We start from the raw sequence: 21,535 nt of genomic DNA on the forward strand, positions 1-21,535 counted from the left end.
GCGCCTGCCGTTGGGCGGATGCCACAACCGGCGGAAGTCGCTTCTAGGGAGATCTGACCGACCGTGCCGCTTTCAGTGACGCGCGGCGCCTGGTGCGGTGAGCCCGGTCCCGCCCACCACCACGCGGCCCTGCGCGTGCAGTGCCGGCTCGCTGCCGAAGCGGGCAGCGAGCACCGCGACCAGCGGCCCCAGCGCCTGCGCAGCCAGCGGGTAGCCATGGGCGAGCAGGCGCGGCTGGCCGCTGGCCCCGGCCTGCGCGGCGGTGATCGCCACCACGCCCAGACCGGGGGCCTCGTGCGCGACGAGGAGGGGGGGCGCCAGTGCTGGATCCGGCGCGGCCAGGGTCTCGAGTAGCCAGCCCTCGGCGCCCTCGCCGTCGGCCAGCTCAAGCGGCAGGCGGTGGGCACCGAGCAGTGCGGCGTACTGGCGCAACTCGAATACCAGTCCGGCGAAGGCGTGCGCGCGTTCGGCCGCGTCGCCCGGCTGGGCCGCCAGCCAGGCCGCGGGTGAGCCGGCGTACACCCGGCCGTCGGCGTAGCGCAGCGGCAGGCCGCGTGCGGTGAGCGCGGCTTCGGGCTGGTAGGGCGTAAGCAGTGCCGCTTCCAGCAGGCTCCACAGCGGTGCCAGGTTGACGTGTTCGTACTGCACGCAGGTGAGCGCGAGCAGGTCGTTGCGGCTCAGGTAGCGGGCGTGCTCGAGCCGCACGCCGAGCGAGCGCATCAGCCAATCGGCGGTGCGCGCGCCGGCCTCGCCGCGGCCGACCAGTTGCACTTCCATCTCCTGCGCCAGCGCATCGGCCAGCGCCTCGGGCGCGAGCACCGACAGCGGCAGCAGGCGGAGCGCGCCACCGGCGTGTCCGGATTCCGGCTCCAGCGTCTGCGCCGGCATGTGGCCGTCGTGGCTGCCGAAGGCGACTACGTTCTCCAGGTGGCCGCGCGGCACCCGGCGCGCCAGTTCGTCCAGCGTGGCCCACACGGGGAAGCCCGGGCGCAGCAGCTCGACCGGATCGAACAGCGCGCCGGCCAGGGCCAGTCGCGCTTCGCCGATGCGCGGAAGCAGCGCATGCAGGTCGTCGGCGACCAGCGCGGCCAGCGCTGCGGCCTCGTCGCGGCTCAGCGTGGCGGTGGCAGGCGACTGGCCCGGTGGCAGTTCCAGCGCGAGCACCGCGGGCAGGGCGATCAGCGGTTGCGCATCCATCAGCGGGACGTCCGAACGGCGGGGAACCGACGATTATAGGCCGCGACCGTCGTTCACGCTTTTGGGCTTCCTACGCATGGGCCTGCGGGTTAGCCTTGGGGGCTCACGGCTTCAGGACCGCCCCGGACATGGAAAAAACCAGGAAGCGCGTCGGTGTGATCGGCGGTGTGCGCATCCCGTTCTGCCGCAACAACACCGCCTACGCCGACGTCGGCAACTTCGGCATGTCGGTCAAGGTGCTCGGCGCGCTGGTGGAGCGCTACGGCCTGCACGGCGTGGAACTGGGTGAAGTGGCGCTGGGCGCAGTGATCAAGCACGCCGCCGACTGGAACCTCGCGCGCGAGGCGCTGCTGAGTTCCGGCCTGGCGCCGACCACCCCGGGCATCACCACGGCACGCGCCTGCGGCACCTCGCTGGACAACGCCATCATCGTGGCCAACAAGATCGCGGTGGGGCAGATCGAAGCCGGCATCGCCGCCGGTTCGGACACCACCAGCGACGTGCCGATCGTCTACGGCGAACGCCTGCGCAAGCGGCTGCTGGCCATCAACCGCGCCAAGGGCTGGCAGGACAAGCTCGCCGCTGCCACGCGCGGCTTCTCGATAGCGGAACTGAAACCTTCGTTTCCCGGCGTGGCCGAGCCGCGCACCGGCATGTCGATGGGCGACCACTGCGAGAAGATGGCGCGCGAGTGGCACATCGACCGCCCGTCGCAGGACGCCCTGGCGCTGGCAAGCCACAAGAAGCTGGCCGCGGCCTACGAGTCCGGCTTCATGGACGACCTGGTCGTGCCCTTTCGCGGCGTCAAGCGCGACAACATCCTGCGGCCGGATACCAGCATGGAGAAGCTGGCGACGCTCAAGCCGGCCTTCGATCGCACCTCCGGCCACGGCACGCTTACCGCCGGCAATTCGACGGCGCTGTCCGACGGCGCCGCCGCGGTGCTGCTGGCGGGCGAGGACTGGGCCGCGCAACGCGGGCTGCCCGTGCAGGCCTGGGTGCGCGATGCCGAGGTGGCTGCGGTCGACTTCGTGCACGGCGAGGGCCTGCTGATGGCCCCGACCGTCGCCGTGGCGCGGCTGCTCGCACGCAACGGGCTCACCCTGCAGGACTTCGACTTCTACGAGATCCATGAAGCGTTCGCCGCGCAGGTGCTGTGCACCTTGCGTGCGTGGGAAAGCGCCGATTACTGCCGCAACCGGCTGGGCCTTTCCGCGCCGCTGGGCAGCATCGACCCGGCCAGGCTCAACGTGCACGGCTCCAGCCTGGCCGTCGGCCACCCGTTCGCCGCCACCGGTGCGCGGCTGGTCGCCACGCTGGCCAAGGAGCTGGCGCAGAAGGGCAGCGGCCGCGGCCTGATTTCGATCTGCACCGCCGGCGGCATGGGCGTGGTGGCGATCCTGGAGCGCTGAACCGCGCCGTCGCCATGCCGCGCCTGCGCATCACCGCTGCCCTGAGTGTGCTGGCCTTGCTCATCGGCATCTGGGGCACCGACTGGCTGAGCGGCTTCACCGACGACTGGATCGGGCCGCCGCCAAGACCGGCTGCGCAGGCCGCGGCGCGCGCGCATCGTGCACCGGTGCGCCATCGCGCGCATGCCGCGCCACGCGTGGTCGGCGCGCAACCGGAAGCTGCTCCGCACCCCGTGCCGGTGGCATCACCGGCGCTGGTGCCGCTGGACACGCCGCCGGGTCCGTCCTCCTGGGTGCAGCTGCGTGGCCATCTGGACGGCCGCGTGGTGCTCGATGTCGCCACCGATGGCACCGGCCAGGTCACCGCCGCTCGCGTTGCCAGGTCCAGCGGCGACCCGGTACTCGACGCGCACGCCGTGGCCACGGTCCAGCGCTGGCGCTTCGCCGTGCCCGCCGGTGCTGCCGGCGTGCAGGGCGAACTGCCCATGCGCTTCGACAGCCGCGCGCCTTCGACGCCACCTTGAGCCGCCCTCTCCCCCGCGGAGAGGGTCACTCTCGGCGAGCTTGGCGACCCCGTCGGGCTCCCACGCGGCGCTCCTGCGAGCCCCGGGCCCTCATCCGGCCTTCTACCCGGAGGGGGAAGGAGCAAGTGCCACCGCTAAGTGCCACCGCTACAGGATCCCGCTCGCGCTCGACCCGAACGCCGTGATCAGCCGCGTGTAGATCAGCTTGGGCGACAACGCCACGTCCGGGAAATCGCCCACCGGCTCGTAACAGCTGAAGAACCCCGGGTCGCTCGGCCGCATCGGCGTGCAACCTGCCTTCAGCTGGTAGCTGGTGGCGAAGCGGTAGGGCCAGAAGTCGAACAGCGGCAGGCTCTCGGAAAGGTCACCGATGGCCTGGTTGAGCTTGGTCAGGAACGGCACCACCGGCCGCCGCGGCGCGATCACCCAGGCGTTCTGCGGCTGGGTGTCGCGCAGGATCGCCTGGCGCAGCTGCTCGGCGAAGCGCGGGTCGTAGACGATCACGCCGGCCTCGGTGTTGTAGTGGTCCGAACGCGGATCGAAATTATGCGAGCCGACCATGGCGAAGCGGTCGTCCACCACGATCGACTTCGCGTGCAGGGCGAAGCGGCGGCCCTCGCTGACCAGCGGCGCCGGGCGCTGGCTGCTGCCGTGGCTGCCGAGCAGGCCGTGGGTCTCGGTGCCGACGTAGCGGTGCGAGACGTCGTGCGCGCGATCGCCGTTGGCATGCCCGTCGTCGCCGATCCACTCGAGGCTGGCGCGTGCGTTCGCTGCGGCCGCGTCGGTGGCGTGCGGTTTGAGCTCGTAGATCTCGAAGCCGTATCGCTTCAGGTAGCGCTTGCGGTGCTTGTAGGACACCGCGTACACGGCGAAGGCGTCGGTGGAGGCCAGCGAATTGGTCGACACCACGATGTGCGGCGGCGGGCTTTCCTTGTGCAGGCGTTCGAAGATCCGCCGCGCGCGCCGGCTCATCACCAGGTAGGGCGTCTGCAGCACCACCTCGTGGCGTGCCGCGCCGACCATCTGCATCACGTGGGCGGTGAACTGGCGCGCCTGGCGCTTGAGCGGCTGCTCGGTCTTGGCTGGCAGGTCGCTGAAGAACTCCACTTCGCCGGTCTGCACGCTGTCGGCCAGCACGTGGGCCTGCAGCCATGCTGCATCACTGGCTTCCTGCTCGACGCGGAAGACCCGCTGCGGATGTTCGTATGTCGGCGCTGGCCAGTCCGGCGCGTCCGGGTGGTTGAGGATGTAGTGGTTGACGTCGCGCAGGTGGGTCAGCGGCACCGAGCGCCTGTGCCGCCAGAACAGCGCGAAGCTCCTGCCCATCGACTGCGCGGCCGGACCGCCGACCAGCACGTCGCGGTCGACGTAGTCGAAGTCGTCGTCCCAGTCGAAGTAGCGATCCTGGTAGTTGCGCCCGCCGGTGATGCCGGCCGTGCCGTCGACCACCAGCACCTTGTTGTGCATGCGCTGGTTGAAGCGGAAAAAACAGCAGGCGATGCCGGCGGCCCATTCCAGCGGCGACGTGCTCGCCTCGTGGAAGGTCGGGTTGTACAGGCGCACCTTCAGGTTGGGGCTGGCGCGCGCGAGGCGATCGAGCACAGCCACATTGCCGAAGGAAAACAGCTGGTCGGCGAGGATACGCACCTGCACGCCGCGGCGCGCGGCCTTCACCAGTTCGTCCAGCACCAGTTGGCCGACGTCGTCCTGGTCCCAGATGTAGGTCTGCACGTCGATCGTGCGTCGTGCCGCGCGGATCAGGCTGAGCCGCGCCACCAGCGCCGGCTCGCTCTCATCCAGCAGCGCCACCCGGTGTTGCGGGTGGGTCGGTGTCGACGCGGCCAGCGCCTGTCGCGCGGCATCGAGCAGCGGCGAAGGTTGCGCGCAGTGGTCGGCACGATCGCAGGAAGAAGCCGCCGGCGTGGTGGCGGCGACCATGGCGTCGGCACGGCGGATCTGCGCGCGCGACAGCGTGCACCCATCGAGCAGTGCGGCAGCGGCGAGCAGGGCGAACAGGGCGAGGCGACGCAAAGACATGCCACGCATGATACGGGCGTTGCCCGAGCATCGAAGCAAGGCGCCCGCGCCGGCGTAGCCAGGCGGTTCAGTCGGGCGCGCGGGCGATCGCGATGGAAAGTGCAAGCTCCACGTGGTCGGACAGCAGGGCGTGGTGGCCGCCCATGCCGAATTCGCTGCGACGCAGTTCGCCGTGAGCCTCGATCAAGCAGGCGTCGGCGGTGCAGCGGGCGGGCAGCAGTTCGAAGCGCACCGGGCGGGTGACCCCGCGCAAGGTGAGCTGGCCATCCAGCGGGCCACCTTCCTCGAGCGCGCCACGCGCCACCGGCGCGGAAACGAAATGCAGGGCCGGGTAATGCGCCGCATCGAAGAACTCCTCATCGAGTACCCAGCGGCGCAGGCGCTGCGAGTCCATGGCCAGGCTGTCCACCGCCACGCGGGCATCCACCACGACTTGCTCGTCGACCTGCGGCCGAACCGTCCCGACGATGCGCTCGAAGCGGCCGTGGACCGTGTGCAGCCACAGCAGGCGGATGCCGAAGTCGGCGTGCGAAGGCGGGCTCTGAATGTGCCACATGCGGGCCGGTGCCGCGTGGGTGGCGAGCGCCAGGCCCAGCAGCGCGACCGCGGTGGCCGTTCGCATCAGGGCGACCAGAACGCATCCAGCCGCGCGTTGCCCGGCTCCAGCGCGTCGTGCAGGTGCAGCACCGCCAGCCCCGCCGGCGGCATGCCGCGGAATTCGTCCGAGCGGCCTTCGACCAACAGCGCCACCAGCCGCTCGATGCCCGGATTGTGCCCGACCAGCAGCACGCAGCGGGCATCGGCATGCTGGTCGAGCAGCGCCAGCAGCTCGCCCGGCGTCGCCTCGTACACGTCCTCGGACAAACCGATCGAGGCGTCCGGCGTCATCGCGCGCATCGCCAGGTCGGCGGTGTGGCGGGCGCGCTCGGCGGGCGAGCACAGCACGCGGTCGGGGCGCGCACCGTGGGAGGCCAGCCAGCGGCCGGCGGCCAGTGCCTCCTGTTCGCCGCGCGGGCTCAGCGTGCGGCTGCGGTCGTCGCCGCCGGTGGCCGCGGGCAGCGCCTCGGCGTGTCGCAACAAGATCAGTTCCTGCATGGCGTTCCTCGCATTCAATGCTGGCGCTTGAGCCAGCGCAGCAGCGGCAGCCAATCCTGTTGCTGGCTGCGCACCTGTTCGGAGTGGTAGTCGAAGATGCCCTTGCCCAGTGCGGTGAGCAGCACGTAGGCCTGGCTGTCGCGCAGTTCGGCGACTACCGGGAAGGCCGAGGCCTCGGCCAGTTGCGCCAGCGCGTCCTGGCTGGCATGGGTCCAGGGCTTGAGGCGGTTGCCGACCAGCGCCACCGGCAGCTTGCCGCGCCTGATCCGCGGTACCAGCGCAAGCTGGTCGAGAAAACCCAGCGTGGCATGCAGGTCGAACGAGGAGGGCAGGACCGGGACCAATACCGCGCTGGCCGCTTCGAGCAGCGGCTCCAGTTCGCGCTCGCTGCTGCCCGCGGGCGTGTCGATCAGCAGCCGCTCGGTATCCGGCGGCAGCTTCTGCAGGCCGCGCCGGCCTTCCAGTCCGAGCACGCCGGGTGTGCCTTCGGGCCGCAGCATGGCCCAGTGGTAGCTGGAGCCCTGGCGGTCGGTGTCGACGATCGCCGTGCGCTTGCCTTCCTGCGCCCAGTGCGATGCCAGCTGGGTGACCAGCGTGCTCTTGCCGCACCCGCCTTTGCTGCATGCCACCAGCACCGTCAGCATCGGATCGCCTGTTCGCCAAAGGTGGGGGCAAGCGTAGCTGGTGGGCAGGGGAACCGCGAGTATGGGTCCGCTCCGCCCAGCCGGAAGCTCGTTACGAGCCGGTGTGCCCGGCATTCTCCGTCTGGTTTGGCTCCCAGTCGGCCGGCGCCGTGGTCGGCACGCCGGCGTCGCGCAGGGCGGCAAGCATCAGGCTCATTTCGGTACCGCCACGGCGGGCCAGCGCCAGCAGGTGCTGGGCCTGGGCCTTGTCGGTCTGCGCACGGGCGGCCAGCCGGGTGAACTGCTGCAACTGCCAGACCAGGTCGCGCCGCTCGTGTTCGGTCTGCTCATCGGGCTCGCTGGCGAGCACTTCGCGCAGGTGCAGCCCCAGCGAGCGGGCCAGCGGGCTTGAACCCCACTCGAGCGTCTTGCCGAGCTGGCGGCAATCGGCGGCGAGCGCCTGGTCGTCGCCGGCCGTCTGGCACAGCTGCGCGGTGGCGCGCAGACCCAACTGCGGTTGCGCGCCGGCGATGCCGAACACGATCATCGCCTGCACGCCGGCCGCACCGGCGCCGCCTCGCGGGTCGAGCGTGGGCTCAGGCGGTGGCAGCACCCCAATGCTGGTGGCCAGGGCCTGCAGGGTGGTGCCCGTGTAGTCGTCGTAGAACTTGGCCTGGGCGGCACGGGCCAGGTCGGCGCGGGCGGCATCGTGTTTGTCGTCGTGCACGTCCCGGCCGAGCTTGAGCAACCACACGGCGGCGTTGTCCGGCGCCTCCGCGACCAGCGCCTGCAGCGCTGCCGGATTGGGGCAGGCATCGGCCTTGGCGTCGCAGTCGGCCAGCTGCACCCAGCGCTGTGCCGGACCATGGCCCGGCGCAGCCACGGCGCGTTCGATCAGGCTGTGGAAGTCGTTCGCCTTCGGCTGCTTCGGCAGCGGGCGCGCCAGCAGCGCGGCGCCCAGCAACGGCAAAGCGTCCGCCCGCGGTGCCAGCACGCTGACCAGGTCGCGCTGGAACGCGATCAGCGCAGCGGTGCGCGCCTGCTGCGCAGTGGGCTTGGCCTTGCTTGCCCATGCAGGTAGCGGCGCCGTGCAGAGAGCCAGCGCGTACACCAGCGCAAGGGCGAGTTGACGCAGTCCCGGCATCGCGTTCTCCTTGGGCGAATCGAAGCGGGCAGCATAGCGGGCATGGATTAAGCCAGCCTGATCCGCCGACCGGCGCCATGCGCGCACACTGGCGGTGATGGTTAGCATGGCCGCTTCCCCGACGCGCGCCTGCGCGCACCCGCGAACGACCGGAGAAATGCCGTGAATCAGTTTTCCAGTTTGGCCGATGCCCAGGCCGCGCCGTGGTTCGTTGGCTGGGGCACGTTGGCGCTGATCAACGCCGGCCTGGCGCAGGGCAAGAACCGCAGCGGCGCGCTGTGGTTCCTGTTGTCGCTGGTGCTCGGGCCGATCGCCACGTTGATCGTGGTGCTGCTGCCGAAGGTGCGACAGAAGATGTTCTGAGCGTTCCGTGCAACACGGAACGCTCCCTGGCGGAGACGCTTACTCGCCCAGCGCTTCGCGCATGAATTCCGGCTGGGCCAGCGCGGCGCGATGCGTGTCGGCGTTGTAGTAGCGGGTCGGGAAGCCCTTGCTGATCGCTCCGCGCTCGCGGAAGCCGGACAGGTCCGCGCCCTTGCGCGCCATCGTGCAGCTCCACCAGCCCGTCGGGTAGCACGGCTGCGGGAAGGTCAGCGTCTTGACCGCGGCGAAGCCCGAGGTGCGCATGGCCGAGCGCATCGATTTGATCAGCTCGATGTGCGCCAGCGGCGATTCGCTCTGCTGCACCAGGATGCCGCCATGGCGCAGGGCCTTGTGGCAGCTGGCGTAAAAGGCGGCGTTGAACAGGCCTTCGGCCGGACCGACCGGGTCGGTGGAGTCGACGATGATCAGGTCGAGCGAGTCCGGCTCCGCCTCGGCCATGTACTTGATGCCGTCGATGAACAGCAGCTCCGCGCGCGGGTCGCCGTTGGATTCGCACAGTTCGGGGAAATACTGCTCGGCCAGGCGCGTCACGCGCTCGTCGATCTCCACCTGCGCGGCGTGCTCGACTTCCTCGTGCTTGAGCACCTCGCGCAGCGTGCCGCAGTCGCCGCCGCCGATGATCACCACGCGCTTGGCGCGCGCATGGGTGAACAGCGCCGGGTGGGTCATCATCTCGTGGTAGAGGAAGTTGTCGCGGCTGGTCAGCATCACGCAGCCGTCGATCACCATCAGGTTGCCCCAGTCGGTGGTCTGGTAGATCTCGATGGTCTGGAACGGGGTCTTCTCCGCATGCAGCAGTTTTTCCACCCGGAAGCCGATGGAAGAGCCGGAGGTCTGGTGGGCCTCGGTGAACCAGCTGAGTTGCGACATGGTGCTGTCCTGCATGGAGAGACGTGAAAGGGCCGGCATTGTAGCGGCAACCGTGCGCAGGCAATGTGCGCGTTGACCCCCTGTTGCCGCCGCTCGCCGCTACAATGCGCGCCGGGACAGGCCACCGGCCGCCCATGAGCCCATCCGGCCCCGCGGCGTGCGAGGCTTCCGGCCGGCGGGCTTTCGCTCATTCGAGCTTGGCGTCAAGGCTCGCCGCTGCGACGTGCATGGATCCGTTTGCCTTGAAGGAGACCCTTGCCATGTCCACGTCCTGGACCGTCGACGACGCCCGCCTGCTCTATGCCGTGCCCTACTGGAGCGACGGTTACGTCGACATCGATGCCCGAGGCGGTATCGTGATGCGCCCCCGCGGCGCGCAGGGCCCGTCGCTGTCGCTGCCGCAGATCGTCGAGCAGGCGAAGGCGCAGGGGCTGCGGCTGCCGCTGCTGGTGCGCTTTCCCGACATCCTGGCCGATCGTCTCAAGCGCATGCAGGGCGCGTTCGCCCACGCGATCGGGGAGACCGGCTACGCCGGCGGCTACACCGCGATCTTTCCGATCAAGGTCAACCAGCAACGCGGTGTGGTGCAGGAACTGGTCGCCGCCGGCAGCCGGGGCTTCGGCCTGGAGGCCGGCTCCAAGCCCGAGCTGATGGCCGTGCTGGCGCTGGCGCGCGCCGGCTCGATCGTGATCTGCAACGGCTACAAGGACCGCGAGTACATCCGTCTGGCGCTGATCGGCCGCAAGCTCGGCCTACGCGTGTTCATCGTGATCGAGAAGCTGTCCGAACTGGCGCACGTGATCGCCGAGGCCCAGGTGCTGGATGTCGAGCCGCTGCTCGGCGTGCGCGTGCGCCTGGCCTCCATCGGTGCTGGCAAGTGGCAGAACACCGGCGGCGACAAGGGCAAGTTCGGACTGTCGCCGGCGCAGGTGCTCGAGCTGGTGGCCGCGCTGGACAAGGCGGGACTGAAGCACACGCTGAAGCTGCAGCATTTCCACATGGGCTCGCAGATCTCCAACGTGCGCGACATCGCCAACGGCATGCGCGAGGCCACGCGCTATTTCGTCGAACTCTCGCGCCTGGGCGTGCCTCTGGAGATCGTCGACGTCGGCGGTGGCCTGGGCGTGGACTATGAGGGCTCGCGCTCGCGCAGCCACAATTCGATCAACTACTCGATGGAGCAGTACGCTGCGACCATCGTGCAGTCGCTGGCCGAGGCGGTGGCTGCCGAAGGCCTGGCTGCTCCGCACATCCTCACCGAGGCCGGCCGCGCGATGACCGCACATCACGCCGTGCTGGTGTCCGACGTCACCGAGGTCGAGGAAGTGCCCGCCGGCGCGTTGCCACCGCCGCGCGCGGACGAGCCGACGGTGCTGCGCCACCTGCGCGAGGTGCATGCCGCGCTGGGCGAACGCCCGCCGCTGGAGCTCTACCACGAGGCCCAGCACCACCTGGCCGAGGGCCAGTCGCTGTATGCCCTGGGCCAGCTGAGCCTGGCCGACCGCGCGCGGCTGGACGAGCTGTTCTACCTGGTCGCCAATGCGGTGCGCGCGCGGCTGTCGCCCGCCGACCGCGCGCACCGTGTGTTGCTCGACGAGCTGGACGAGAAGCTGGTGGACAAGTACTTCCTCAATTTCTCGGTATTCGAATCGGTACCGGACATCTGGGCGATCGACCAGATCTTCCCGATCGTGCCGGTCACGCGACTGGACGAGGAACCGACCAGGCGGGGCGTGATCGTCGACCTCACCTGCGACTCGGACGGGCGCATCGATCACTACGTCGATGCCGAGGGCGTCGACGTCAGCCTGCCGTTGCACCGCCTCAAGCCGGGCCAGGACTATTGCCTGGGGCTGTTCATGGTCGGGGCCTACCAGGAAACGCTGGGCGACATCCACAACCTGTTCGGCGATACCGACGCGGTGAACGTGCGCGCCGATGGCGAAGGCTACCTGTTCGACCATGTACGCCGCGGCGACACGACCGACGTGATGCTCGACTACGTCGGCTACGACGTCGCAGCGTTGCGGCGCAGCTACCGCGAGCGCATCGCGGCAGCGGGGATCACCGGCGAGCCGGCGGAAGCGCTCTACCGCGATCTCGACGCCGGACTCACGGCCTACACCTACCTGGCCGACTGAGCCCGGCCATCCCCGATGCGGGAGCGCCCATGGGCGCTCCTGCGCATACCGGCGCCCTGCACCTAGGTCCGATGGCGCCCGCGGGTGCGCGGCCTACAATCAAAGGCCCCCTCTGCGGAGCAAAAGCCATGGCCAGTCTCGACGGCAAGGTCGCCCTCATCACCGGCGCGGCCAGCGGCATCGGCAGGGCGATCGCCGAACGCTACGCGCGCGAAGGCGCCGCCGTGGCGATCGCCGACATCAACCCGCAGGCAGCGGATGCCACGGCCGCCGCCATCAATGCGGCCGGCGGCCGCGCGATGGGCGTGACGATGGATGTCACCGACGAGCACGCGGTCGACGCCGGCACTGAGGCGGTGGTGCAGGCGTTCGGCCATCTGGACATCCTGGTTTCCAACGCCGGCGTGCAGATCGTCAACCCGATCGAAAGCTTCGCCTTCGCAGACTGGAAGAAGATGCTGGCGATCCACCTGGATGGCGCCTTTCTCACTACCCGCGCGGCGCTCCGGTACATGTACGAGGGCGACCGCGGCGGCATCGTGATCTACATGGGCTCGGTGCATTCGCACGAGGCCTCGGTGCTGAAGGCGCCCTACGTCACCGCCAAGCACGGCCTGCTTGGCCTCGCACGCACGCTGGCCAAGGAGGGCGCGCCGCACCACGTACGCTCGCATGTGATCTGCCCGGGCTTCGTGCGCACGCCGCTGGTGGAGAAGCAGATCCCCGAGCAGGCCAAGGAGCTGGGGATCAGCGAGGATGAGGTGATCCGCAACGTGATGCTCAAGCACACCGTCGATGGCGTGTTCACTACGCTGGAGGACGTGGCGCAGGCAGCGTTGTTCCTGGCGACCCTCCCCAGCGCCGCGCTGACCGGCCAGAGCTTGGTGGTCAGCCACGGATGGCACATGCAGTAACGGGTTTCGCGGGCGGGCCCGGCCCGCCCGGCAGGTCACTCGCGGTGCACCTGGAACCCGGCGAACGACTGGCTGGTCGGCATCAGCTCGATGCGGTTGACGTTGAGGTGCGCCGGCAGGTTGGCGATCCACCACAGCGTTTGGGCGATGTCGCCGGCGGTGATCGGATGCGCGCCCGCATAGAGCCTGTCCGATGCCGCCTGGTCACCACCCGTGCGCACCAGGGTGAACTCGGTCTCGGCCATGCCCGGTTCGACCGAGGTGACGCGCACGCCGGTGCCGTGCAGGTCCGAGCGCAGGCCCAGCGAAAACTGCGAGACGAAGGCCTTGGTGCCGCCGTAGACGTTGCCGCCGGGATAAGGGTAGGTGCTGGCGGTGGAGCTGACGTTGACGATCGCACCGCGGCGCTCGATCAGCGTGGGCAGCAGCAGGCGAGTCAACGTCACCAGCGCGGTGACGTTGGTGTCGATCATCTGCTTCCACTGCGAGAGGTCGGCCTGCTGCGCCGGAGCGGTGCCCAACGCCAGGCCGGCGTTGTTGACCAGCAGGTCGATGGCGGCAAATTCGGCCGGCAGGCTGGCCTGCGCCGAGCGCATCGCCGCCTCGTCGCGGACGTCGAAGGCGAGCGCATGCACGCGCTCGGCGCCGTGCCGGTCGACCAGTTGCTGCAGCCGGTCGGCACGCCGGCCGCTGGCGACCACGCACCAGCCACCGGCGACGAAACGCTCGACCGTGGCAGCGCCGAAGCCGGCGGTGGCACCGGTGATCCAGGCGACCTTGCCGCTCATCTCAGCGGCCTTCCTTCAACGCGATTGCCTTGTAGCCGGCACCGGCCAGGCGGTTCTGCACCGACTCGAGCTCGGTGGCGGAGCGATACGGCCCCAGACGCACGCGGTGGAAGGTCTGGCTGCCGACCTGCACCGTCTGCACGTTGGCGACGAATCCCTGCAGCGCGAGCTTGGCCTTCAGTGCCTCGGCATCGGCGGCGTTGGGGAAAGCGCCGACCTGCAGCAGGTAGCCGCTGCCGGCGGCCGGCGACGGCACCGCAGTGGCGGGCGCGGCCTGGATGTTCTCGGTGACTGCCGCGGGGGCGTTGGGATTGGCGGCCGGTGGCTGCCGTGCTGCCGTGGCCTGCGCCTGCTGCGCGGCCTGCTGCTTCTGCTGCTGCTCGGCACGCGCCTGCGCGCTGATCTGCTCGTCGGGGATGCGCACTTCCTTCTCCGAGAGCACCGAGTAGAAGTCGTACTGCGGCTTCTTCGGCGCGCTCTCGGCGGGCGCGAGACCCTTGTCGCCGCCGCCCTGGACGGTCGCCTGCGGGTTGGGCTGCGGGCCGGAGGGTGCCATCGGCAGCATCGAATGGCGGGTCAGCACGATCATCGCCACCACGCCGACGGCAATGCCGATCACCGCCCAGCCCCAACCCGGGAAACCGCCCTTGCGGTTGCGTACGGCCTGCCGGCCCTTGGACTTGCGTGCTGCCATTACATGCTCTCCGGGGCGCTCAGGCCCAGCAGGTCCAGACCGTTCCTCAACACCTGGCGGGTCGCCACCACCAGCGCGAGGCGCGCATTGCGCAAGCCCGCTTCGTCGACCAGGAACTGGTACGAGTTGTAGTAGGTGTGGAACGCATTGGCCAGTTCCCGCAGCCAGCCGGCGAGCAGGTGCGGCTCGAGGTTGGCGGCGGCGGCGTCGACGATCTCGGGATATCTGGACAGTTCGGTGAGCAGGATCTGCTCGTGCTCGTTGTCCAACCGGGCGAGCTCGGCCAGGCCCTGCTCGAGGTCGACGGTCAAGCCCTTCTCGCCCGCCTGCCGCAACACCGAGCAGACCCGCGCGTGGGCGTACTGAATGTAGTAGACCGGATTGTCGTTGCTCTGCGAACGGGCCAGGTCGATGTCGAACACGAGCTGCGAATCGGCCTTGCGCGAGATCAGGAAGTAGCGCGTGGCGTCGCGGCCGGCCTCGTCGATGAGGTCGCGCAGCGTGACGTAGCTGCCGGCGCGCTTGGAAATCTTCACCTCCTCGCCGCCGCGCATCACGGTGACCATCTGATGCAGCACGTACTCGGGCCAGCCCTTGGGAATGCCGCAGTCGAGCGCCTGCAGGCCGGCCTTCACGCGCGCCAGCGAGCCGTGGTGGTCCGAGCCCAGCTCGGTGATCGCGCGGACGTAGCCGCGCTGCCACTTGGAGCGGTGGTAGGCCACGTCCGGCACGAAATAGGTGTAGGTGCCGTCGGACTTGCGCATCACGCGGTCCTTGTCGTCACCGTAGTCGGTGGTGCGCAACCACAGCGCGCCGCCCTCCTCGTAGGTGTGGCCGTGGGCGATCAGCTCGCGCACGGTCTCCTCGACCTTGCCGTCGGTGTACAGGGACGACTCCAGAAAATAGGTGTCGAAGCCGACGCCGAAGGCCTTGAGGTCCAGGTCCTGCTCGCGGCGCAGGCTGGCGACCGCGAAGTGGCGGATCGCCTCCAGGTCGTCCGGATCCTTCGCGGCGGTGACGGTCTGGCCATCGGCCACTACCGACTCGCCCGCCAGGTAGGCGCGCGCGACGTCGGCGATGTAGTCGCCGCGATAGCCGTCCTCCGGCCAGCCCTGGTCACCCGGGGCCAGCCCGCGGGCGCGGGCCTGCACGGAGATCGCCAGGTTGTGGATCTGCACGCCGGCGTCGTTGTAGTAGAACTCGCGCCTGACGTTCCAGCCGGTGGCTTCGAGCAGACGCGCCAGGCAGTCGCCGATCGCCGCCGCGCGGCCGTGGCCCACGTGCAACGGACCGGTCGGGTTGGCCGAAACGAACTCCACGCCCGCGGTAGTGCCGGCGCCGGTAGTGCTCCGACCGTAGGCGTCGCCCTCGGCGAAGATGCGCCGCACCTCGCTGTGATAGGCGCCCGCGCCCAGGAAAAAGTTGATGAAGCCTGGACCTGCGATCTCGACTTTTTCCAGCAGCGGACTCGCCGGCAGCGCGGCGACCAGTTTCTCGGCCAGCTCGCGCGGCTTTGCCCTGGCCGGCTTGGCCAGCAGCATGGCGGCGTTGGTGGCGAAGTCGCCGTGCTCGCGGCTGCGCGCGCGCTCCACGACGAAGGCGGGAAGGGCGAGGTCGGCGGGCAGGGCGGCGGCATCCTGCAGGGTCCGGATGGCCTGCAGCAGCAGGTCGCGCAACGCTTGTTTCACGGGGTGGGATCGTTCTTCGACGGGAACCGACAATCCTAGCAGAGCCGCGCCACCGATCCTTCCGCTGCGCAGGGGGAGAGAGCGTAGGCTTTGGCTCCGCATCGGGGCCTGCATGGCAGCGGCCCCCGCCCATGGCCGTGATGAGGACATCCCTGTGGATAAGTCTGTGGGGAAAGCTGCGAGGTGGCACCGGGGTTCGGCGGAGCGGCACCTGGAAACCCGCTTGTAAAGAAAACAAGCTTTCTAAAACAAACGGTTGCAAGTGATGCTTTACGCGCCCCGCCAACTGCCGCCCCGCAAACGCGGCTCGGCCGACTTGTGCATAAGTCACGGCGGTAGTTTTCCCGCCTGTCAAGCCCCAAGGCTGTCATGGTCTTGCCACAGGCCAGTGGCACGCTTGCCCGGTGCCCGCTTCTCCCCGACGGGTGCGCTCCCCTGGTGGCGCGCCATCCCCGGCGCGCCGCCTCTTCTTCGCGCAATCGGCCGCTACAGCAGCCCGCGCTCGGCCATCGACACGGGCGCGCCGTGGCCGATGACCAGGTGGTCGAGCACGCGCACGCCGACCAGCTGCAATGCCTCGCGCAGCTCGCGGGTGATCGCGCGGTCGGCAGCGCTGGGCTCGGCGACGCCGCTGGGGTGGTTGTGGGCCAGGATCACCGCGCAGGCGTTGTGCTTAAGGCACGCCCGCACGACCTCGCGCGGGTGCACGCTGGCGCCGTCCACGGTGCCGCGGAACAATTCCTCGAAGGCCAGCACGCGGTGGCGGTTGTCCAGGTAGAGGCAGCCGAATACCTCGTAGGGCAGATGGCGCAGGCGGGCGCTGAGATATTCGCCACTGTCGCGCGGGCTGCCGAGGCTGGGCATGGCCTGCAGCTGCTCGGCCAGGCTGCGCCGGGCCAGCTCCAGCGCGGCGACGATGCGCGCGCGCTTGGCCGGCCCCAGGCCGGGCTTGGGGGCGGGGCCGTCCGCGCGGCCGAGCAGGGCACCCAGGCCACCGGCCTCCTGCAGCAGCTCGCGACCCAACGCGATGGCATCCTTGCCAGGCATGCCGTTGCCCAGCAGCACGGCCAGCAGTTCGGCGTCGGACAGGGTGGCGCTGCCGCGGTGCAGCAGCTTCTCGCGGGGACGTTCACCGCTGGGCCATTCACGGATGCTCATCCGGCCATCCTGCCTGCGGGAGTGCGACCGGAGGCAGCAGTGGGCCATGGCGATTCCGGTAAGCTAGCGCTTCGCCCGGTTGTCAGGCCCGTCCTACATGAGTCTTGCCCAACGTCGCATCCTGCTCGGCGTCTCGGCGGGTATCGCCGCCTACAAGTCCTGCGAACTGGTGCGCCGGCTGCGCGAGCAGGGGGCCGAGGTGCGTGTGGCGATGACCGAAGGCGCGACGCACTTCGTCGGCGCGACCACGTTCCAGGCGCTGTCGGGCCAGCCGGTGCGCGTGTCGCTGTGGGACGAGGGTGCCGAGGCGGCGATGGGCCACATCGAACTGGCGCGGTGGGCCGAGCGCGTGCTCATCGCCCCGGCCAGCGCCGACATCCTGGCCCGCCTTGCGCAGGGCCACGCCGACGATCTGCTGACTACCCTGTGTCTGGCCAGCGCCGCGCCGCTGTATGTGGCGCCGGCGATGAACCAGCAGATGTGGGCGCATCCCGCGGTGCAGGCGAACCTGGCTACGTTGCGCTCGCGCGGCGTAACCGTGCTGGGCCCGGCTGCCGGCGAGCAGGCCTGCGGCGATGTCGGTTCCGGGCGCATGCTCGAGCCACACGAACTGCGCGATGCGCTGGCCGGCTCCTTCGGCGATGGTGCCCTGGCCGGGCTGCGCGTGCTGGTGAGTGCAGGCCCCACCTACGAGGACATCGACCCGGTGCGCTTCATCGGCAACCGCAGTTCCGGGCGCATGGGTTTTGCCGTGGCCGAGGCGGCCGCCTCGGCCGGCGCGCAGGTGACACTGGTCGCCGGCCCGGTCAGCCTGCCATCCCCTGCCGGTATCGCCCGGCGCCTGGACGTGCGCAGCGCCGCGCAGATGCGCGAGGCGGTGCTGGGGGCGGCTGCGTCGGCGGATATCTACATCGGCGCCGCCGCAGTGGGCGACTACCGCCCCGCCCAAGTCGCCTCGCGCAAACTCAAGAAGCGCGACGGCGCGCCGCTGGTGCTGGACCTCGCGGAGAATCCGGACATTCTGAAGGACCTGGCTGCTGCGTCGCCGCATGCGTTCCTGGTCGGCTTCGCCGCCGAGACCCATGACGTGGCCGCCTACGCGCAGGACAAGCTCGCCCGCAAGGGTCTGGACATGATCGCTGCCAACCGTGTCGGCGAGGGACTCGGCTTCGAGGCCGACGACAATGCGCTGAGCCTGTATTGGCCTGGCGGCGGCGAGGAGCTGCCGCGCGCCTCCAAGCGCGCGCTGGCGGCGCGCTTGATCGCGCGCGTGGCTGAGCGCTACCGGATGGCACGTTCATGATCGACGTCGAACTCAAGGTCCTCGATCCGCGCCTGGGTGATTCCATTCCGCTGCCCGAAGCGGCCACCGCCGGCAGCGCCGGCATGGACCTGCGTGCGGCGATCGAGGCGCCGCTCACCCTGGCGCCCGGCGAGAGTGTGCTGGTGCCCAGTGGCATCGCCATCCACATCGGCGATCCCGGCTGGTGCGCCTTGATCGTGCCGCGCTCCGGGCTGGGCCATAAGCACGGGCTGGTCATGGGCAACCTCGTCGGAGTGATCGATGCCGATTACCAGGGCCCGCTGATGATTTCCTGCTGGAACCGCGGCAGCGTCCCCTACACCATCGGTGTGGGCGACCGCATCGCGCAGTTGCTGCTGGTGCCGGTGGCGCAGGCACGACTGCGCGTGGTGAGCGCATTCGCGCCTTCCGCGCGTGGCGCCGGCGGATTCGGATCGACCGGTATCCAATGAAACCAGGCATCAACTGACGTGGTGGCAAGCGGCGGGGGCGAGATGGCAAGAAAGATCGCAAGGGAGCCGGGGGCCGGCGGCGCCGTGGCATGGCAGCAGCTGTTGCCGCTCGCCGGCGGTACCGTGCTGCTGCTGCTGGGCCTGTTTTGCGCGTGGCAGACCTGGCTGATCGCCAGCGAAAGCGGCGGGGTGGCCCGCGTACACGCGGCGCAGGACGCCGCCGTACGCTCGCTGGCGGCGGAAATCGCCGGCGAGCGCAAGCAGGTGGCCCAGGCCGCCGCTTCGCTCGATCCGTCCATGCTGCAAGGCGATCGCGCCCAGCTCGCCCAGGCGCTGCGCGAGCGCCTGCCGCAGGCACTGGGCGTGGACGTCTACAGTGCGGGCCTGGACGAAGTGCTGCATGCGAACTACCGCACGTTCGGTTACGCCAAGGCCGCCCAGCTGATGGCCGCACAGACCGGTGAGGGCGAGCCGCCGATGCAGACGGTGGTGGCGGGCGGCCAGCGCAGATTGAGCCTGGTGCAGCCGCTGGGATCGGCGCAGCGGCCGCAGGGGTGGGCTTGGATCGAGTTGCCATTCACGCCGCTGCAACAGCGTTTCGAGTCCATTGCGCCGGGTGATGGGCGCATCGACCTGCGCCAGGGTGATGATCGCGGCGAGCTCAGCCTGCTGACGCGCGGCGCCCCGTCGGCCCAGGCGGAGGACATCGCCAAGCCGGTGCCCGGCAGCAGCTTCAGCGTGCGCGCGGCGTTACCGGCTGCCTTCATCCTGCTGCCGCGCTTCTGGCCGCTGGCTGCCTTGCTGGCGTTGCTGTGCATCGGTGGCGGCCTGTACCTGTTGTCGCTGCGCGGTCGAACGCCCGTGCGTGAAGAGATCCAACCCGAGGAGACCATGGTGTCCGATGTGATTCCCGCCAAGCCCCAGCCGGCACCGCCGGCGGCGCGTCCCGCAGCCAGCATGCCGCCTGCGGCGAGCCCGGCCGACGCCGTCGATCCGAGCATCTTTCGCGCCTATGACGTGCGCGGGGTGGTCGGCAAGACGCTCACGGCACAGGTGGCGCGACTGCTGGGCCAGTCCATCGGCACGCTGATGCGCGAGAAGGGCCTCAACGAAATCGTGGTCGGCCGTGACGGCCGCCTGTCCGGGCCGGAGCTGGCCGGCGCGCTGTCCGATGGTTTGCGCGAAGCGGGCATCGACGTGATCGACGTCGGCGCCGTACCCACCCCGGTGGTGTACTTCGCCGCCTACCGCTTCAACACCGGCAGCGGCGTAGCGGTGACCGGCAGCCACAATCCGCCGGACTACAACGGCTTCAAGATCGTGGTCGGCGGCGAAACGCTTTCCGAAGGGGCGATCCAGGACCTGTACAAGCGCATCGCCAGCGGCGCGTTGGAGGCCGGCGGCCAGGGCGGCCTGCGCCATGTCGACGTGGTGCCCGACTACATCGAGCGGATTACCTCCGACGTGCAGGCCGAGCGACGCCTGAAGGTGGTGGTCGATTGCGGCAACGGCATTCCCGGTGCCGTGGCGCCGCAGGTACTCGAAGGCATCGGTTGTGAGATCGTGCCGCTGTATTGCGAGGTCGACGGCACCTTCCCGAACCATCATCCGGATCCGTCCGATCCGCACAACCTGGAAGACCTGATCCACGCGGTGCGCCAGACCGGCGCGGACCTCGGTGTCGCCTTCGACGGTGACGGCGACCGCCTTGGCGTGGTCACGCGGGAGGGCGAGATCATCTATCCGGACCGCCTGTTGATGCTGTTCGCGCGCGACGTGCTGTCCCGCCAGCCGGGCGCGACGATCATTTACGACGTCAAGTGCACCGGCCACCTGAAGGGCCAGGTGCTGGAGGCCGGCGGCAGCCCGCTGATGTGGCGCACCGGCCATTCGCTGATCAAGGCCAAGATGCGCCAGACCCAGGCGGAGCTGGCCGGCGAGATGAGCGGCCACTTCTTCTTCAAGGAACGCTGGTACGGCTTCGACGACGGCATCTACGCCGGCGCGCGACTGCTGGAAATCCTCGCCAGCGACCTGGATGCGCGCACGCCCGAGCAGATTTTCGCCACCTGCCCGAAGGGCGTGTCGACGCCCGAATTGAAGATCGAGCTGGCCGAAGGCGAGCACTACCGCTTCATCGAGAAGTTCAAGGAAAAGGCGGGCTTCGGCGATGCCACGCTGACCACTATCGACGGCGTGCGCGCCGACTGGCCGGACGGTTGGGGGCTGGTGCGTGCCTCCAACACCACGCCGGTGCTGGTGTTGCGTTTCGATGCGGACAACGCGGCGGCGCTCAAGCGCATCCAGCAGGCGTTCCGCGAGCAGCTGTTCCTGGTCGATCCGGGGTTGAAGCTGCCGTTCTGACGAAGTAGCCAGGGGTAGCGGACCGCTCCGCGCCGGGTTGCGTGGGGCGAGCCCTTGCTCGCATCTCCGATGTGCGCCTAGTGCTGTGGTTCGTCCTGCTGTTTCTTCAGGGCGCGATAGCGCTCGAGCTGCTGCGCGGCCTCCTTTTCGGCCGTGTCGCGATGGTCTTGCTGGCGCTCGAGCACCGCGCGCTGCCCGGCGACCACGTTGCGCTGGTCGGCAATGCTGTCGGCCAGGTACTTGGGCACTTTTTCCTTGGTCCGCTCCACGTCGGCGGCGCGGCCGAGCAGGTCGGCCAGGGTCTTTTCCTGGCTGCGCAGGTTCAGGCGCGTGGTGTTGATCTGCTGGTCGAGGCTGTCGAGCTCTTCCTGCTGTGCCTGCTTGAGGTCGGCCTCGTCGCCGTACGCATTGAGCATCTGCAGGTCGGCACGCCGGCTCGCTTCCTCGGCGCGGCGTTGTGCCGCCTGCTCGGCGGCGACCTTTTCGGCTGCGGCGCGCTCCTCGGGGCTCAGCTGGCGCTCGACGTGGCGCACCACGTAACCGCGGTCGTTGACCAGGTCGTAACCGTATTTCATCGCCCCGGAGGTGAGACTGTCGCTGTAGTGGGACAGGCCCTTGGCATCGCGCCAGTGATAGCGGATGCCGGTGGCCTTCTGGGCATGGGCGGTCAGGACCGCTGCCAGGCTGATGGCGACGGCGTAAACGAGCTTGCGCATGGATACCCCCTCCTGGCGGGCAGTATAGCCA

The 21,535-nt window shown here is 69.7% G+C and carries 20 protein-coding genes; 8 read left to right on the plus strand and 12 right to left on the minus strand.

The genetic code is table 11. The features are described from left to right. Positions 1–72: 72 nt before the first annotated feature. Positions 73–1,197 (minus strand): hypothetical protein, encoded by a 1,125-nt coding sequence (locus tag BMZ38_RS06520; protein WP_091335512.1) that lies wholly within the window; start codon positions 1,195–1,197, stop codon positions 73–75. Between the two features lie 128 nt (positions 1,198–1,325). Between BMZ38_RS06520 and BMZ38_RS06525 the strand changes: the two genes are divergently transcribed. After that, on the plus strand, positions 1,326–2,609 hold the full coding sequence (locus BMZ38_RS06525; protein ID WP_091335517.1) for an acetyl-CoA C-acetyltransferase: 1,284 nt from the start codon (positions 1,326–1,328) through the stop codon (positions 2,607–2,609). Between the two features lie 14 nt (positions 2,610–2,623). After that, positions 2,624–3,133, plus strand: a complete 510-nt coding sequence (locus BMZ38_RS06530; protein WP_091335521.1) for an energy transducer TonB family protein — start codon at positions 2,624–2,626, stop codon at positions 3,131–3,133. A gap of 147 nt (positions 3,134–3,280) precedes the next feature. Here the strand turns inward: BMZ38_RS06530 and BMZ38_RS06535 are convergent, their stop codons facing one another. The 5 genes from BMZ38_RS06535 to BMZ38_RS06555 form a co-directional block, all read right to left on the minus strand. Beyond that, entirely contained in the window at positions 3,281–5,170 is a 1,890-nt protein-coding gene (locus tag BMZ38_RS06535; RefSeq protein WP_091335691.1) for a phospholipase D-like domain-containing protein, read from the minus strand. 67 nt (positions 5,171–5,237) lie between these two features. Continuing rightward, complete coding sequence (locus BMZ38_RS06540; protein ID WP_091335525.1) at positions 5,238–5,792, minus strand: YceI family protein; 555 nt, start codon at positions 5,790–5,792, stop codon at positions 5,238–5,240. Continuing rightward, positions 5,792–6,265 carry a SixA phosphatase family protein gene (locus BMZ38_RS06545; protein ID WP_091335533.1) on the minus strand — a complete coding sequence of 158 codons (474 nt, stop codon included), beginning with the start codon at positions 6,263–6,265 and terminating at the stop codon, positions 5,792–5,794. The genes BMZ38_RS06540 and BMZ38_RS06545 overlap by 1 nt, the downstream gene beginning before the upstream one ends. Positions 6,266–6,279: 14 nt before the next feature. Then, positions 6,280–6,909 (minus strand): ParA family protein, encoded by a 630-nt coding sequence (locus tag BMZ38_RS06550; protein ID WP_091335539.1) that lies wholly within the window; start codon positions 6,907–6,909, stop codon positions 6,280–6,282. Positions 6,910–7,000: 91 nt separating this feature from the next. Further along, positions 7,001–8,032 carry a hypothetical protein gene (locus BMZ38_RS06555; RefSeq protein ID WP_091335543.1) on the minus strand — a complete coding sequence of 344 codons (1,032 nt, stop codon included), beginning with the start codon at positions 8,030–8,032 and terminating at the stop codon, positions 7,001–7,003. Between the two features lie 162 nt (positions 8,033–8,194). Here BMZ38_RS06555 and BMZ38_RS06560 point away from each other — a divergent pair, with 162 nt between their 5' ends. Next, complete coding sequence (locus tag BMZ38_RS06560; RefSeq protein WP_091335547.1) at positions 8,195–8,395, plus strand: antitermination protein NusB; 201 nt, start codon at positions 8,195–8,197, stop codon at positions 8,393–8,395. Positions 8,396–8,434: 39 nt separating this feature from the next. Here the strand turns inward: BMZ38_RS06560 and speE are convergent, their stop codons facing one another. Then, positions 8,435–9,286, minus strand: a complete 852-nt coding sequence (gene speE, locus BMZ38_RS06565; RefSeq protein WP_091335550.1) for a polyamine aminopropyltransferase — start codon at positions 9,284–9,286, stop codon at positions 8,435–8,437. Positions 9,287–9,546: 260 nt separating this feature from the next. On the opposite strand from speE, the gene speA reads away from it, so the two are divergent. Next, a complete protein-coding gene (gene speA / locus BMZ38_RS06570; RefSeq protein ID WP_091335553.1) occupies positions 9,547–11,427 on the plus strand; it encodes a biosynthetic arginine decarboxylase in 1,881 nt (626 codons plus the stop codon). 128 nt (positions 11,428–11,555) lie between these two features. Then, a complete protein-coding gene (locus tag BMZ38_RS06575) occupies positions 11,556–12,341 on the plus strand; it encodes a 3-hydroxybutyrate dehydrogenase (protein ID WP_091335556.1) in 786 nt (261 codons plus the stop codon). Positions 12,342–12,376: 35 nt separating this feature from the next. Here BMZ38_RS06575 and BMZ38_RS06580 read toward each other — a convergent pair whose 3' ends face one another. The 4 genes from BMZ38_RS06580 to radC all read right to left on the minus strand — a co-directional run bounded on the left by BMZ38_RS06580 (position 12,377) and on the right by radC (position 16,669). Continuing rightward, on the minus strand, positions 12,377–13,129 hold the full coding sequence (locus BMZ38_RS06580) for an SDR family NAD(P)-dependent oxidoreductase (protein WP_091335559.1): 753 nt from the start codon (positions 13,127–13,129) through the stop codon (positions 12,377–12,379). Between the two features lies 1 nt (position 13,130). Then, positions 13,131–13,823, minus strand: coding sequence for an SPOR domain-containing protein (locus tag BMZ38_RS06585; RefSeq protein WP_091335562.1), 693 nt, complete (start codon positions 13,821–13,823; stop codon positions 13,131–13,133). Then, positions 13,823–15,511, minus strand: coding sequence for an arginine--tRNA ligase (gene argS, locus BMZ38_RS06590; RefSeq protein WP_091335565.1), 1,689 nt, complete (start codon positions 15,509–15,511; stop codon positions 13,823–13,825). The genes BMZ38_RS06585 and argS overlap by 1 nt, the downstream gene beginning before the upstream one ends. 486 nt (positions 15,512–15,997) lie before the next feature. Next, positions 15,998–16,669: a RadC family protein gene (radC, locus tag BMZ38_RS06595; RefSeq protein ID WP_091335569.1), complete on the minus strand. Its 672-nt coding sequence runs from the start codon at positions 16,667–16,669 to the stop codon at positions 15,998–16,000. A 97-nt stretch (positions 16,670–16,766) separates the two neighbouring features. Between radC and coaBC the strand changes: the two genes are divergently transcribed. The 3 genes from coaBC to BMZ38_RS17945 are packed head-to-tail and all read left to right on the plus strand — an operon-like array spanning position 16,767 to position 20,788. Beyond that, positions 16,767–17,972, plus strand: a complete 1,206-nt coding sequence (coaBC, locus tag BMZ38_RS06600) for a bifunctional phosphopantothenoylcysteine decarboxylase/phosphopantothenate--cysteine ligase CoaBC (protein ID WP_091335572.1) — start codon at positions 16,767–16,769, stop codon at positions 17,970–17,972. Next, on the plus strand, positions 17,969–18,424 hold the full coding sequence (gene dut, locus BMZ38_RS06605; RefSeq protein WP_091335575.1) for a dUTP diphosphatase: 456 nt from the start codon (positions 17,969–17,971) through the stop codon (positions 18,422–18,424). The genes coaBC and dut overlap by 4 nt, the downstream gene beginning before the upstream one ends. 42 nt (positions 18,425–18,466) lie before the next feature. After that, positions 18,467–20,788, plus strand: coding sequence for a phosphomannomutase/phosphoglucomutase (locus BMZ38_RS17945; protein WP_091335578.1), 2,322 nt, complete (start codon positions 18,467–18,469; stop codon positions 20,786–20,788). A 77-nt stretch (positions 20,789–20,865) separates the two neighbouring features. Here BMZ38_RS17945 and BMZ38_RS06615 read toward each other — a convergent pair whose 3' ends face one another. Then, positions 20,866–21,504 carry a DUF4124 domain-containing protein gene (locus BMZ38_RS06615; RefSeq protein WP_091335581.1) on the minus strand — a complete coding sequence of 213 codons (639 nt, stop codon included), beginning with the start codon at positions 21,502–21,504 and terminating at the stop codon, positions 20,866–20,868. Positions 21,505–21,535 lie beyond the last annotated feature (31 nt).

The organism is Frateuria terrea (genome assembly GCF_900115705.1).
GTDB classification, from domain to species: Bacteria; Pseudomonadota; Gammaproteobacteria; order Xanthomonadales; family Rhodanobacteraceae; genus Frateuria_A; species Frateuria_A terrea.

Excerpts from the sequence above, each read along its gene's own strand:
- BMZ38_RS06520 (WP_091335512.1), bottom strand. The coding sequence starts at position 1,197 with ATGGATGCGCAACCGCTGATCGCCCTGCCCGCGGTGCTCGCGCTGGAA.
- BMZ38_RS06525 (WP_091335517.1), top strand. The coding sequence starts at position 1,326 with ATGGAAAAAACCAGGAAGCGCGTCGGTGTGATCGGCGGTGTGCGCATC.
- BMZ38_RS06530 (WP_091335521.1), top strand. The coding sequence starts at position 2,624 with ATGCCGCGCCTGCGCATCACCGCTGCCCTGAGTGTGCTGGCCTTGCTC.
- BMZ38_RS06535 (WP_091335691.1), bottom strand. The coding sequence starts at position 5,170 with ATGTCTTTGCGTCGCCTCGCCCTGTTCGCCCTGCTCGCCGCTGCCGCA.
- BMZ38_RS06540 (WP_091335525.1), bottom strand. The coding sequence starts at position 5,792 with ATGCGAACGGCCACCGCGGTCGCGCTGCTGGGCCTGGCGCTCGCCACC.
- BMZ38_RS06545 (WP_091335533.1), bottom strand. The coding sequence starts at position 6,265 with ATGCAGGAACTGATCTTGTTGCGACACGCCGAGGCGCTGCCCGCGGCC.
- BMZ38_RS06550 (WP_091335539.1), bottom strand. The coding sequence starts at position 6,909 with ATGCTGACGGTGCTGGTGGCATGCAGCAAAGGCGGGTGCGGCAAGAGC.
- BMZ38_RS06555 (WP_091335543.1), bottom strand. The coding sequence starts at position 8,032 with ATGCCGGGACTGCGTCAACTCGCCCTTGCGCTGGTGTACGCGCTGGCT.
- speE (WP_091335550.1), bottom strand. The coding sequence starts at position 9,286 with ATGTCGCAACTCAGCTGGTTCACCGAGGCCCACCAGACCTCCGGCTCT.
- speA (WP_091335553.1), top strand. The coding sequence starts at position 9,547 with ATGTCCACGTCCTGGACCGTCGACGACGCCCGCCTGCTCTATGCCGTG.
- BMZ38_RS06575 (WP_091335556.1), top strand. The coding sequence starts at position 11,556 with ATGGCCAGTCTCGACGGCAAGGTCGCCCTCATCACCGGCGCGGCCAGC.
- BMZ38_RS06580 (WP_091335559.1), bottom strand. The coding sequence starts at position 13,129 with ATGAGCGGCAAGGTCGCCTGGATCACCGGTGCCACCGCCGGCTTCGGC.
- BMZ38_RS06585 (WP_091335562.1), bottom strand. The coding sequence starts at position 13,823 with ATGGCAGCACGCAAGTCCAAGGGCCGGCAGGCCGTACGCAACCGCAAG.
- radC (WP_091335569.1), bottom strand. The coding sequence starts at position 16,669 with ATGAGCATCCGTGAATGGCCCAGCGGTGAACGTCCCCGCGAGAAGCTG.
- coaBC (WP_091335572.1), top strand. The coding sequence starts at position 16,767 with ATGAGTCTTGCCCAACGTCGCATCCTGCTCGGCGTCTCGGCGGGTATC.
- dut (WP_091335575.1), top strand. The coding sequence starts at position 17,969 with ATGATCGACGTCGAACTCAAGGTCCTCGATCCGCGCCTGGGTGATTCC.
- BMZ38_RS17945 (WP_091335578.1), top strand. The coding sequence starts at position 18,467 with ATGGCAAGAAAGATCGCAAGGGAGCCGGGGGCCGGCGGCGCCGTGGCA.
- BMZ38_RS06615 (WP_091335581.1), bottom strand. The coding sequence starts at position 21,504 with ATGCGCAAGCTCGTTTACGCCGTCGCCATCAGCCTGGCAGCGGTCCTG.